The sequence below is a fragment of the Lactobacillus equicursoris DSM 19284 = JCM 14600 = CIP 110162 genome, assembly GCF_001434815.1.
GTDB lineage: Bacteria > Bacillota > Bacilli > Lactobacillales > Lactobacillaceae > Lactobacillus > Lactobacillus equicursoris.
The window spans coordinates 1-12967 of the sequence record NZ_AZDU01000043.1 but is presented as its reverse complement, the minus strand read 5'-3'; the positions used below and the strand labels follow the sequence as shown (position 1 = coordinate 12967).

The window sequence follows — 12967 nt, the reverse complement described above, 5'->3', positions numbered from 1 at the left end:
GTCAATTTGGGGGCGAATTTTTGGAAAAAGTAGTTCGGTTGAGTCAAAACGGGGGCAAATTTTTAGAAAAAGCAGCCTGGTTGAGTCAAAACGAGGGCGAAAAATGGGAAAAAGCAGCCCGGTTGAGTCAAAACGAGGGCGAAAAAACGGCAAAATGAGTTTGGTTGAGTCAACTCGGGGGTCCAAATCAGGAAGAGATAGTCTGATTGATCAAGTTAAAGGAAGTTATTGCCCAAAACGATCTCAAGTAAACGCTGAAGCAGTATAAAATGACGCCAGTTGACATCATATTGGGCTGACACATCTACATCGCCGCTCATCGACAATCCCACATCCACTACGCCGCCCTCGCCTCGCCGCGCCACCCACATAAGCACAAAAATACCCTAGCCAAACTTGGCTAGGGTATTTAAATTAAGCGTTAGCTTCAGCAGCCTTTTGGGCTTCTTCTTGCTTCAAGAGCTTGTTGTCGTATCTCTTGATGAATGGGTACCAGATGAGGAAGGCGATGATCAGGTTGAGGATCGCAACTACCGCACCTCTCCAGGAAACCGTAGCAATGTAGCCACCCAGGCCGACTGGCGTTGGCCAAGGTTGTTGCACGATAATCTTTGGCAAAAAGCCAATTGCAAAGGCAGCGTAAGTGGTCATGGAGCAGACCATTGGGGCACCGATAAATGGTACGAACAAGTTAACGTTATAAACGATTGGCAAACCGAACAGCAATGGCTCGTTGATGTTGAAGAAGGCAGGAACCAGTTCAACCTTACCAATTTCCTTCAATTGAGTTGACTTAGCTCTCGTTGCTAGCCAGATGGCCATCCCCAAGGTAGCACCAGAACCACCTAAGATAATGAAGGCATTTGCTGGGTCACCAGCAAAGAAGAGGTGAGCACCCTTAACGTTGGCAGCCATGTTAGACAGGGCAATTGGAGTGTAGAAGGAACTCATGATGTTGGCACCGTGGATACCGAACCACCATAAGAAGTGAATTAAGAAGAAGATAATCAGGACACCCCACCAAGTGTTGGCAATGTTGGCAACGAAGGAGAATGGAATGTAAAGGACGTTGTAGATGTCAGTCCCCATGGCGATGAAGATCAAGTCGATAACAACTACGACCAAGGCAACGCAGAGACCTGGAATCAGAGAACTGAAGGAGTTGGAAACCCCAGCTGGAACAACGTCTGGCATCTTGATTTGCCAGTTGTGCTTAATGGTAAAGCGGTAGATTTGAACAGTCAGCCAGCCCATGACAATGGCGGTGAACAGACCAGATGAACCAATTCTCGTAATCCCAGAAGCGGAAACGGCAATCCCGCCGCCGATGATGTTGTCAGCTTTCAAAGATTGAACGAATTGGATTGAGCCGTTAACCATCTTCATTTGTGGCACAGTGATGAACATGGCCATCATGAACATGAAGACAGCGTTCAATGGGTTAACGTTCAATTTTTCTTCAGCTTGGTAGATCTTAGTGTAGGAGTAGGTAAAAGTCCCACCGAAGATCAAGGCCAAGATACCCATGTTGGCGTTGTAAACAACCGTGAACATGGTGGAGAACTTCCCAAGGGTGTTAGCGTACAAAGTTGCAAAGCCCGGAATTGGGAAGGCTTGAGGCAAAACAGTCAAAATCAAGAAGATTGCCCCAACGATAGTGAATGGAATTACGCCGTAGCCGGCGTCAATAATGGATCTAACAAAACGTGATCCGGCAAACTTACCAATGCCTTGAGCAAGTTTGTCTTTAAAGGAGGCTTTTGAATCAGCCATAATTTGCTCCTCTACTTTCTTATTTCTAACGAATCGCTTATTGTTGATAATTCTTGTAATTATCGATAATCTTCAGGTAGCGGTCGCGGGACTTAGCAATTGAGTCTAGCCGCTTTAAGGCTAAGCCGCAGCAGATAATCCCGGCCAAAAGGAGGGCGAGAATCGCCATCTTTGAGCCTTGATCGGCCGCAAAAGGATAGATTTTTTTACAGATTGGGGTAAAAAGTGAGATGCCCAGCAAGACGTTCGCACCGATTTGCTCGAATAAAAAGCGCTTCGTGCTTGGAGCCTGGTTGTCATGGTCATCAAGCTTGTGAATCAGCTCAATCTCCGGCACCAGAGCCAAGATAAACAAGACTAAACTCAGCACCATCCCCCATGTTGCCTTGTAGTTTAAGTCCGCCAAAAGCCAGAACAAGTCAAAGACCATCATGACCGCTACCGTAAAGTGAACTAACAGATAACGCGAAAAATAGAGGTAACGAATGCTTTTGATCTTCTCGTTGGGCTTTTGCATCTTGCTTGTGTGTGTCATTTAAATCACCAACCGTAAAAATTCTTAGGCCTTTAAAGTGCCGCCAGCGTACAGTTTTTCGTACAGATCAACCATTTCGCCAGCCAGGTCTCTAAAGGTGATGGCATTCATCAAGTGGTCTTGTGAGTGCACAACCAGCAAGGTCACGTGAGTGTGGTTGCCTTGAGCTTCTTGGGTCAGCATCTTGGTTTGGGAATTGTGAGCTTCCAAAAGGGACTTGTCAGCTTCTGCCAACTTTTCCCGAGCTTCCTTAATCTTGCCGACCTTGGCGTCGCGGATGGCTTCAAAGGCCAAGCTCTTGGCGTTGCCGCCGTTAGCAATCAGGCCCATGGCCGCCATCAAAGTTTCTTCTTCCCGACTTTGTTGGTTTTCCGCAGCCTGCTTTAAAGTTTCTGAAGTATCGTTTAATTCAGCCATAACTTTACTCCTCTTAAAAATTAAGCCATTAAGCTGTCAGCTAATTCCAAAACCTTCTTGCCGTTCATCATGCCGTAGTCTTGCATTGGAATAACTGCCAAAGGAATGTTCTTGCCATCAAGCTTCTTTTCAAAGTCGGCCTTCATGTAGCTGACTTGAGGCCCGAGCAAGACGCAGTCGATTTGTTCAGTAGCAAGCTTTTGGTCAGCTTCTGAAGCTGGGCAAGCGAAGATTTCGTAGTCCTTGCCTTGAGCTTGAGCTGACTCTTGCATCTTCTTAACGAGTAAGCTGGTGCTCATCCCAGCAGCACAGTTGAGCATAATAGTTTTTTGAGCCATGATATTTATTCCTCCGAAATTTTCAACTCTCTAACTTTGGTTGACGCTTTCATTTTAAAACTCAGTAGAAGAAAATGCAAGCGCTTTTCATAAAAAAGCGTAGAATATTTTCAAAATAGAGATAAGCACAGAAGTAGAAATGGTACTAATTGACAGCTTTTTAGCTAATTGTAGAATAATCGACTGACAATAATTCTACATAGGATTTTTGAAAAAGTTTCAGATAATGACCGCTTTTCTATATAGTAGGCTTTTGCTCAAAAATAACAAAGTTAAGATAATCCTACTAGTGCGCGGGCTGTAAGATGAAAAAAATACCAACTTTAGAAAAAAGCTTGCAGAAATTTTCAATGGGCCGTATAATTTTGCTTGTAAGCGATTGCTAAGAAGAAAGCAAGTATTATCTGCATAATGGAGGCAAATATGTATTCAGCAAAAATGCCAGAAGGATATTTATGGGGCGGGGCAGTGGCTGCCCACCAATTAGAAGGTGCCTGGAACGTTGACGGCAAGGGGATGAGCGTGGCCGACGTCATGACCGTTGGCTCAGCGACTAAGCCGCGGGAAATTACCGACGGCGTGATTCCGGGCAAGAACTACCCAAACCACGAAGCTATCGACTTCTACCACCACTATAAAGAAGACATCAAGCTTTTGGCCGGCATGGGCTTTAAGGCCTTTAGAACTTCCATTGCTTGGACCAGAATTTTCCCTAATGGGGACGATGCGGAGCCAAACGAAGCTGGCCTTAAGTTCTACGATGACCTTTTTGACGAAATGCACAAGTATGGCATTGAACCAGTCATTACCTTGAGCCACTTTGAAATGCCATTCAACCTGGCCAAAAACTATGGAGGCTTTACCAACCGCAAGGTTATCGACTTCTTCGTCCGTTTTGCTGAAGTTTGCTTCAAGCGCTACAAGGACAAGGTTAAGTACTGGATGACTTTTAACGAAATTGACAACCAGAGTGCTTTTAACAACGACTTCTTGATGGCCACTAACTCCGGCATCCTCTTTAAAGACGGCATGACCGACGAAGACAAGGAAGCGGCCATGTTCCAAGCTGCCCACTACGAATTTGTGGCCAGTGCCTTGGCGGTTAAAATTGGTCACAAGATCAACCCCAACTTTAAGATCGGCCTGATGATCAACTACTCCCCAGTGCGGCCACTGACGCCAAGCTCAGACGACGCCCTGTTGGCCGACAAGTTTGAGCAGCGCCGCGACTTCTTCAGCGACGTCCAAGTCTTTGGCGAATACCCAAAGGGCGTTGAAGCCTACATCAAGCAGCACGGTTACCGTCCAGACATCACCGACGAAGATCGGGTTGTCTTAAAAGAAGGTACGGTTGACTACGTGGCCTTTTCTTACTACCAAACCACCACGGTTTCGAGTGAAAAAGTGAAGCCAGACGAATTAAGCGACCTGGAAAAGGCAGTTGCCGTTAACCCAACCTTGGAACGTTCTGACTGGGGCTGGGAAATCGACCCAACTGGGATCCGGCTGTCTCTCAACCACCTGACTGACCGCTACCACCTGCCACTCTTCATCGTTGAAAATGGCCTGGGTGCTTTTGACAAGGTTGAAGATGGCGAAATCCACGACCCATACCGGGTAGACTACCTGAAGAAGCACATCAGCGAAATGGAAAAGGCTGTTGAAATCGATGGCGTGGACCTGATGGGCTACCTGCCATGGGGGCCAATCGACCTGGTTTCAGCTGGGACTGGTCAAATGGACAAGCGCTACGGATTCATCTACGTTAACAAGAATGACGAAGGTGAAGGCGATCTGTCCAGAAAGCCAAAGGACTCATACTACTGGTACAAGAAGGTTATCGCTTCAAACGGCGAAGACCTGGATTAATCTGGCAAAAAGCAGCTTGCACGTGCAGGCTGCTTTTGCTTTTTAGGAGGCAAAAAATGGGCTTTAGAGACGACTTTTTATGGGGCGGCGCAGTGGCTGCCAACCAGGTAGAAGGCGCCTGGAACGAAGACGGCAAGGGGATGAGCGTGGCTGACGTGGCTCGCTATAAAAAAGACGTGGACGTGAAGGACTACAAGAAAAACGTGGCGATTACGACCGCCGAAATCGAGGCTGCCATGGCGGTTCCCACGGACACAAATTACCCCAAGAGACGGGGGATTGACGGCTACCACCACTACCAAGAGGACATTGCCTTGTTTGGGGAGCTGGGCTTCAAGGTGCTCCGCTTCTCCATTGCCTGGAGCCGGCTGTTTCCAACAGGCGAAGAAACGGAGCCAAATGAAGCTGGGATTGCCTACTACCGCAAGGTCCTGGCAGAACTGAAAAAGCAGGGGATCGAGCCCCTGATCACGCTGTCGCACTACGAGATGCCGCTGAATTTGGCGGTCAAGTACAATGGCTGGGCCGACAAGCGGGTGATTGATTACTTCGTTCGCTTTGCCAAAACTTGTTTTAAGGCTTTTCCTAAGGTCAAGTACTGGCTGACTTTTAACGAAATCGACAGCGTCCTCCGCCACCCCTTCACTTCAGCCGGCATCATCCCTGACCAAAGCCAAAATCTGCTAGAAGACGAGTACCAGGCCCTTCACAACCAGTTCGTTGCGTCAGCGATAGTGACCAAATTGGCCCACCAGCTGATTCCGGGCAGCCAGGTGGGCTGCATGCTGACCAAGATCACGACTTATCCGGCAACGCCTAAGCCTGAAGACGTTTTGGCCACTTTGAATAAAAATCTTCTGAACTACTTCCCGGCCGACGTTCAGGCTAAGGGCGAATATCCCAAGCTGATCCTGGCTTATTTTGCCAAAAAGCATCTGGATATCCAGATGACTGACGAAGAACTACGGATAATCAAGGAAAATCCGGTTGACTTCATCTCCTTTAGCTACTACCAGTCAATGACCGCGGCTGCTGATGAGCGAGGATTAGAGATAACGTCGGGCAACACTGTGACCGGAGGGAAAAATCCTTACCTAGAGGCGACGCCTTGGGGCTGGACAGTGGACCCGGTGGGCCTGCGGATTTCTCTCATTGAACTCTACGACCGCTACCAAAAGCCTTTGTTTGTCGTAGAAAACGGGATGGGGACTTTTGACAAGTTGGAAGCTGGTAAAGTCCACGACCCATATCGGATCGCCTACTTCAAGGGCCACCTCAGCGAGATGAAAAAGGCGGTCGAAGCCGGTGTGGATTTGCTGGGCTACACTTCTTGGGCGCCAATCGATTTGGTTTCCGCCAGTACCTCGCAGATGAGCAAGCGCTACGGCTTTATTTACGTAGACCTTGATGATAATGGCAAAGGCAGCGGCAAACGCTACAAGAAGGATTCTTTTGCCTGGTACCAGCAGGTCATCGCTACGAATGGGGCAGAGCTGTAATTGCCAAAAAGAGGTCAATTTTTGGCTTTATTTTAACTAAAAATAACAGTAGAATGTCAATGTAAGCGATTTTTAAGGAGCGAAAAATGACTAAATACCTCAGTATTGACATCGGCGGCACTAACGTTAAGTACGCCGAATTGAACGAATCCGTCGACGTGATCGCCAAGGGCAAGGTAAAGACTGAACACAACTTGGATGACTTTTTGGCAGAAATTGACCAAATCGTTGATAAGTTCCAAGCAGATGGCTTAAGCGGGATTGCCTTTTGCGCGCCCGGCAAGATCGAAGACACGACCATCCGCTTTGGCGGGGCTCTGCCCTTTTTAGACGGGGTGGACTTTGCCAAAAGATATGAAAAGCTCGGCTTGCCAGTTGCCGTGGTTAACGACGGCAAGGCCAGTGCCCTGGCTGAAAGCTGGCTGGGCAGCCTGCAGGGCGTGAAAAATGGGGCGGCCATCGTCCTGGGCACCGGCGTGGGCGGCGGGATCATCGTGAACGGGCAGCTGCTGGCCGGTGAACACTTCCAGGCAGGCGAGCTCAGCTTTGGGATTCTCAATGTGGACAAGACCGGCTTCGACGCCACGGTCGGCTCCTACGGATCAGCTGTAGGGATGATTGAACGGGTGAACCAGGCGATTGGGAACGAGGACACAACCGATGGACTGGCCGCTTTTAACGCCATTAACGCGGGTAAGCCGGAAGCGGTAGCGATTTTTAAAAATTACTGCAAGAACGTGGCCTATCTAATCTTGAATGTCCAATCCGTGGTTGACTTAAAGCGGATTACCATTGGCGGTGGGATTTCTGCTCAGGACGCCGTGATTGATGGGATCAGGGAGGCGATCAACGAGATCCGCGAGGAAATTCCAGTCGTTAAGATGAGCCTGACCCCTCCGGAGATCGTCCGCGCGCAGTTTATGAACACGGCCAACATTTACGGGGCCCTTTACAACCTGCTGCTCAAGGTTGAAGGCTAATGGCAGAAAATTTTAGCCACGAAATCGTCATTCCCACGGATCCGCTTTTTGCCTGGGTCCATATCTTTAAGGACCTGACGGGCCCGTCGACCATTGCACCCCATTGGCACGAGGGGATCGAACTGTCTTACACTATCCGGGGGCAAATTGACGAATTCAAGATTAATGGGAAAAAGTTTCAGACGCAGCCCGGGCAGATTCTGGTCAAAAAATGTCCGGGTGACCCGGCTTTTGGTGGAAGTGCTAGAGTTGCTTCTAACGTTAAAAAGAGGTGCTAAAAGATCAACCAGCGCCAAAAACTAGCTAAGATACCACTTTCGGCATCTTTTTTCTTAGCCTAGAATGTGAGTGAATATAGAAATGGAAGGAGAGATACCATGACGAAAGATGAAGTTTTACAAGCAGTGATGACGATGAGAACGGAATGGAAGAAGAGCGATGACGCCCGTGATGCTGGCCTGCCAACCGAAATTCCGGAAGTAGTCCGGCATAACGACATTCAGTACGGGAAAGACCCGAAGTGGAACCTGCTGGATTTGTACGTGCCAAATGGCGTGAGCGGCAAGATTCCGGTGATCATTCAAATCCACGGCGGCGGCTGGGTTTACGGCACCAAGGAAACTTACCAGTTTTACGGACTGGGGCTGGCCAAGCGCGGCTTTGCCTTTGTCAATGCCAACTATTTGCTCGGGCCAGAGAGTACTTTTCCAGAAGAACTGGACCAGGTGAACGAATACGTCCACTGGGTCAGCGACCACGCCGATGAATATAACTTGGACCGGGACAACGTCTTTTTGATCGGGGACTCAGCTGGCGGCCAGATGGCTGAGCAGTACACGGTGGTCTTGACCAATCCAGCCTACCGGGCAAAGCTGGGGTATGAACTGCCAAACCTCCACTTTAGAGCGGTCGCTTTGAACAGCCCGGCCACCTTCATGCTGGACCCAGGAATGGTTGGCGGCGGCACGGCGGCCTACTTCAAGCCGGACGTCATGGCCGATCCGGAAAAGCTGGACCTTCTGAACGTAGAAAAGTACATCACCAGCGACTTTTTGCCAACTTACATCAGCACGGCTAATGAGGACTTCATCCACGACTGCGCGGTGCGGCTGGATGGCTTTTTGCGGGCCAAGGGCGTGGAAGTGGTGGAAAAGTCCTTCGGGGATGCTGACCACCCAGAGCCGCACGTCTTCTTGATCAACCAAAAAGACGACCTGGCACGGCAGTGCAACGACGAAGAGATGGAATTCTTTAAGAAGCATTTTAATAGAAGCTGACCCCTTCGCCTGCCATCTGGGAAAAAGGGGGCTTGTGCCGTTTTACTCAACTAAAGCTTGCTTTTTAATAATCCGGTAAAAAGTTTACTCAACCACCAGCCACTTTTTAATCAAGCCGAAACGATTTTACTCAACTGCCGGCTGTTTTTTAATAATTGGCATAAAATTGACTCAACTACGGCGACTTTTTTAATAAAGTCCCCTAAAAAAGACTCAACTAACTAATCCTTTTTAATAAAAAAGATTTGCAACACACAAAAACGCCAAGCTCACACATGAGCTTGGCGCTTTCTTTATCCTAAAAGTGCTTGGTCGTTAGCAAATTCTGACCCAGAGGCCTTCTCAAAGAGTTGGAGCAGCTTCTCAACCGTCAGCTGCTTCTTTTCTTCGCCCTTAACATCGACCACGACCTTACCTTCGTTCATCATGATCAGGCGGTTCCCGTGCTCAATAGCATCCCGCATGTTGTGGGTCACCATCAAGGTGGTCAAGTGGCCTTCTGCAACGATCCGGTCAGTTGCGTTCAGCACCTTTTCGGCCGTCTTGGGGTCTAGAGCCGCGGTGTGTTCGTCGAGCAAAAGCACCTTTGGCTTGACCAAAGTGGCCATGAGCAAGGTCAAAGCCTGACGCTGCCCACCTGACAAAAGACCAACCTTGGCGCTGAGGCGTTGGTCTAAGCCCAGGTCCAGCAGCTTCAGCTTTTCCCGGTAGAACTCTCTTTCCTTCGCGGTCACTTCCCACTTGAGCCCGCGCTTTTTCCCGCGGCGGGCAGCCAGCGCGAGGTTTTCGTCGATCTGCATAGTTGCCGCTGTCCCGGTCATGGGGTCCTGGAAAACGCGGCCGATCAAGGATGCACGCTTAAAGTCGGGCAAACCAGTGACGTCCTGTCCATCGATGATGATCGAACCCGTGTCCACTGGCCACACGCCGGCGATGGCGTTCAAGGTCGTGGACTTGCCGGCACCGTTGCCGCCGATGACCGTGACGAAGTCGCCGTCTTCCAAGGTCAGGTTGACCCCGTTCAAGGCGTGCTTTTCCGTGATGGTCCCTTTATTAAAAGTCTTCGTGATATTCTTCAGTTCCAGCATGGCTAGGCCTCCTTTTTAGACTGCTTGCCAGCCTTGGCAAAAGAGTTCTTGGACTTGCTTCTCAGGTATGGTACCGCCAAGAAGAGGGCGACGATGATGGCTGTGAACAGCTTCATCAGGTTTGGGTTCATCTGCAGCCATAAAATCAGGGTGTAGACCAGGTAGTAGATGATCGCGCCGACTACGACAAAGATCAGGTGGCCAGCGAAGTTAAGCTTTTTGCCAAAAATCGCCTCGCCCACAACTTCTCCGATGATGACGGCGGCTAAGCCGATAACGATGGAGCCACGGCCCGCGTTAACGTCGGCAAAGCCGGAGTACTGGGTGGACAGGGCGCCTGCTACGGCAACCAGGCCGTTAGAAATGGCTAGCCCTACCACCTTCATGCGGTTAACATTGATCCCTTGAGCCTTGCTCATTTCCTGGTTGGCGCCAGTTGCCCGGAGGGCTGAGCCAAGCTCGGTCCCAAAGAACCAGTACATGATGGCAATGATGACGGCGGCCAAGATGAAGCAGACCAGGAGGGACTGGTTGACGTTCAGACCCGTCATCACTAAGTTGGGCGTCGCGGAGCTAACGGCGGTGTTGGCCTTAAAGTCCATGATAGCCAGGTTGATGGAGTAGAGGGCATATTGGGTCAAGATCCCGGCCAAGATGGCAGGAATGCCGAACTTGGTGTGTAAAAAGCCAGTCACAAAGCCGGCCGCAAGGCCCGCTACTAAAGCCACCAAAACGGTCACCCAGGGGTTGACCCCCTTCATGATCATGACCGCGGACACGGCCCCGCCAGTGGCGAAGGTCCCGTCGACTGTCAAGTCGGCGATGTCCAAAATTCTAAAAGTAATGTAGACGCCCAAGGCCATGATGCCCCAGAACAGCCCCTGAGCGGCGGCTGCTGGCAAACGGCCAGCCAGGTCCACAAAACTCAGTGATGATAGGTATGCTCCCATGTCAAACTCTTCTTTCTAACAAATCTAGTGGACTAGTTCTTGAATGCCTTGTAGCCCTTTGGTACCTTGATGCCCAGCTTCTTGCAGATGGTTGGGTTGTATTCCTTAACAGGATTTGCGTAGTATTGGATTGGCATCTTGGAGATCTTCTTTTTGCCAGTTAAAATTTGGACAGCCATCTTACCGGTGGTCTTGCCTAAGCCGTAGTAGTCGATGGACAGGGTAGCCACGCCGCACTTGGCCATGATCCCTTCTTCACCGGCGATGATTGGAGTCTTAGCCTTCAAAGCCACGTTGTTGATGGTCTTAGCGCAGGATGCTGCGGTGTTGTCGGTTGGGATGTAGATAACGTCGCTGTTGCTTGCAGCTTGCTGGGTAACAGAGCTGACGTCGTTAGTGTCAGAGAAAGTGTAAGTCTTAACGGTTAAGCCGTCTTTCTTAGCGTACTTGGCCACTTGTTCGGCTTGGTACTTGGAGTTAGGCTCAGCTGAGCAGTAAAGGATGCCAAGCTTTTTAGCCTTAGGAACGAAGTCCTTGATCATCTTTTCTTGCTTGTCAAGTGGTGCCAAGTCTGAAGTCCCGGAAACATTGCCTCCTACAGTTCCGTTAAATTTCTTCAGGTTCAAGGCTACTTGGTAGTTGGTAACCGCCGTCCCTAAAATTGGAATGGTCTTGGTCGCTGATTCAGCTGCTTGCAAAGAAGCAGTGGCGTTGGCCAAGATCAAGTCTTCTTTTTCAGAAGCAAAGTTGGTGGCGATGGTGGTTGCCGTGGACGAGTCGCCTTGGGCGTTTTGGGTGTCGAACTTCACGTGGCTCTTGCCCAGTTCCTTGGTCACTTCATCCTTGAAGCCCTTGGTGGCCGCGTCCAGTGCCTCGTGCTGCACCAGCTGCAAGATCCCGATCTTGTAAACCTTATTAGAGGAAGATGAGGATCCAGTTGATGATGTCGAGGATGAACAGCCGGCCAAGGCCGCTCCCATAGCCAAACTTGCCGCCATAATGCTTAACACTTTAATCTTTTTCATAATTTTCTCCTAACTAAACAAGCCTTGCTCTAGCAGGGCTGTCTGGTTTAGGAGACAGGGATGCTAGAGGCTACTGAAATTTTAATGAGTTTATAATAATAGTTCATGTGTCTAATTTTAAGGAACTCTTAATAAAAAGTCAATTGCTTTGACAAAGATTTTTAGCAAAAAAGGACATCGCCGGGTGGCGATGTCCTTTAATAGTTATCTGAGGGAAAAAAGTTTAGCTTTCTTCTTCGCTGCAGATTGCGATCACGCGCATCTTGTAGCCGTAGGTGTGGTCTTCAGTGACCTTTTCACCGGTGTGGTCGGTGATCACGGCGTCAACGTGGCCGCCCTTTGATACGAATTCATCAATGGCTTCTTTAACTTGGGTAAAAGTGCCTTCAAATACCTTGGTAAATTGCATAGTGGTGTCCTCCTCACTTCTTTAGTTACTTATATTTTACTACTTATTTTAGGATGTGGTAGTAAGTAATAGAAGTTAGCGCTTGTATAATGGATAGCGATAGTTGAGAGGGCTTGCTTTGCCATGCAGGATGAACAATTTTATGATTAAATTGTGAAAATTATCACCCTATAGAAAAGCTGCTAACGAATAGGATACGTCTTTGATATTTGTATATTTTTGTAAAAGCAGGTCGCTTTTTAGCATTTTATCAATACATTTCAAATATTTTGCTATTTTTAAAGAGCGTGTAAAAAGTTCATCAAAATAGCACATTTTTTTAAAAGTTAATCTTTATTTCATTAAAAAGCGCGTTATAATGTGGAATATAGGAATTAGAAAAATTGATTATTTATAGGGAAAGGAACCTAGATCATGAAGAACAACCGTTTATTCAAGGAATTAAGTAAAGCTACTGTTGCTGTAAGTTTACTCGCTGCTGGTACTCCAGTGGTTCAAGCTGCTACTGCTGACACTGCTAAGACCACCGAAACTACCAAGGCAGCTGACACCACCAAGACTGCTACTGACACTAAGAAAGCAGCAGACACCAAGACTGCTACTGACGTTAAGAAGGCAGAAGACGCCAAGACTGCTACTGACACTAAGAAGGCAGAAGACACTAAGACGACTACCGACACTAAGAAGTCAACCAAGGACACCAAGAAGGTAGCCAAGAAGACTACTAAGAAAGCCAAGAAGGCTGCTAAAAAGGCTAAGAAAGCAACCAAGAAGGTAGCTAAGAAGGCTGCCAAGAAGACCACCAAG

At 48.7% G+C, this 12967-nt stretch carries 13 protein-coding genes and 1 pseudogene; 6 read left to right on the top strand and 8 right to left on the bottom strand.

Going from position 1 to position 12967, the window contains the following annotated elements; translation table 11 throughout:
• Positions 1-414 precede the first annotated feature (414 nt).
• The 4 genes from celB to FC20_RS07685 all read right to left on the bottom strand — a co-directional run bounded on the left by celB (position 415) and on the right by FC20_RS07685 (position 3063).
• Positions 415-1773: a PTS cellobiose transporter subunit IIC gene (gene celB / locus FC20_RS07700; RefSeq protein WP_008460413.1), complete on the bottom strand. Its 1359-nt coding sequence runs from the start codon at positions 1771-1773 to the stop codon at positions 415-417.
• A gap of 37 nt (positions 1774-1810) precedes the next feature.
• The gene (locus FC20_RS07695; RefSeq protein ID WP_008460411.1) at positions 1811-2308 is read right to left on the bottom strand and encodes a hypothetical protein; all 498 of its coding nucleotides are present in this window, start codon (positions 2306-2308) and stop codon (positions 1811-1813) included.
• A gap of 24 nt (positions 2309-2332) precedes the next feature.
• Positions 2333-2647 (bottom strand): PTS lactose/cellobiose transporter subunit IIA, encoded by a 315-nt coding sequence (locus FC20_RS07690; RefSeq protein WP_229772255.1) that lies wholly within the window; start codon positions 2645-2647, stop codon positions 2333-2335.
• A 98-nt stretch (positions 2648-2745) separates the two neighbouring features.
• A complete protein-coding gene (locus FC20_RS07685) occupies positions 2746-3063 on the bottom strand; it encodes a PTS sugar transporter subunit IIB (protein WP_008460408.1) in 318 nt (105 codons plus the stop codon).
• 423 nt (positions 3064-3486) lie between these two features.
• On the opposite strand from FC20_RS07685, the gene FC20_RS07680 reads away from it, so the two are divergent.
• The 5 genes from FC20_RS07680 to FC20_RS07660 all read left to right on the top strand — a co-directional run bounded on the left by FC20_RS07680 (position 3487) and on the right by FC20_RS07660 (position 8688).
• Entirely contained in the window at positions 3487-4932 is a 1446-nt protein-coding gene (locus tag FC20_RS07680; RefSeq protein ID WP_008460406.1) for a 6-phospho-beta-glucosidase, read from the top strand.
• A gap of 56 nt (positions 4933-4988) precedes the next feature.
• Complete coding sequence (locus FC20_RS07675) at positions 4989-6431, top strand: glycoside hydrolase family 1 protein (protein WP_056945365.1); 1443 nt, start codon at positions 4989-4991, stop codon at positions 6429-6431.
• 86 nt (positions 6432-6517) lie between these two features.
• Positions 6518-7411: an ROK family protein gene (locus FC20_RS07670; protein WP_008460068.1), complete on the top strand. Its 894-nt coding sequence runs from the start codon at positions 6518-6520 to the stop codon at positions 7409-7411.
• Positions 7411-7689: an AraC family ligand binding domain-containing protein gene (locus FC20_RS07665; protein WP_008460067.1), complete on the top strand. Its 279-nt coding sequence runs from the start codon at positions 7411-7413 to the stop codon at positions 7687-7689. Before FC20_RS07670 ends, FC20_RS07665 begins: the two co-directional genes overlap by 1 nt.
• A gap of 99 nt (positions 7690-7788) precedes the next feature.
• Positions 7789-8688: an alpha/beta hydrolase gene (locus FC20_RS07660; RefSeq protein ID WP_008460065.1), complete on the top strand. Its 900-nt coding sequence runs from the start codon at positions 7789-7791 to the stop codon at positions 8686-8688.
• Positions 8689-8981: 293 nt separating this feature from the next.
• On the opposite strand, the gene FC20_RS07655 is transcribed toward FC20_RS07660, so the two are convergent.
• The 4 genes from FC20_RS07655 to FC20_RS07640 all read right to left on the bottom strand — a co-directional run bounded on the left by FC20_RS07655 (position 8982) and on the right by FC20_RS07640 (position 12160).
• Complete coding sequence (locus FC20_RS07655; RefSeq protein ID WP_008460063.1) at positions 8982-9776, bottom strand: ABC transporter ATP-binding protein; 795 nt, start codon at positions 9774-9776, stop codon at positions 8982-8984.
• Positions 9777-9778: 2 nt separating this feature from the next.
• Positions 9779-10726: an ABC transporter permease gene (locus FC20_RS07650; protein WP_008461607.1), complete on the bottom strand. Its 948-nt coding sequence runs from the start codon at positions 10724-10726 to the stop codon at positions 9779-9781.
• Between the two features lie 32 nt (positions 10727-10758).
• A complete protein-coding gene (locus tag FC20_RS07645; protein ID WP_008461605.1) occupies positions 10759-11751 on the bottom strand; it encodes an ABC transporter substrate-binding protein in 993 nt (330 codons plus the stop codon).
• Between the two features lie 223 nt (positions 11752-11974).
• Positions 11975-12160 carry a hypothetical protein gene (locus FC20_RS07640; protein WP_008461604.1) on the bottom strand — a complete coding sequence of 62 codons (186 nt, stop codon included), beginning with the start codon at positions 12158-12160 and terminating at the stop codon, positions 11975-11977.
• 414 nt (positions 12161-12574) lie between these two features.
• Here FC20_RS07640 and FC20_RS10760 point away from each other — a divergent pair.
• Positions 12575-12967 (top strand): annotated as a pseudogene (locus FC20_RS10760) (hypothetical protein); the annotation flags it as partial.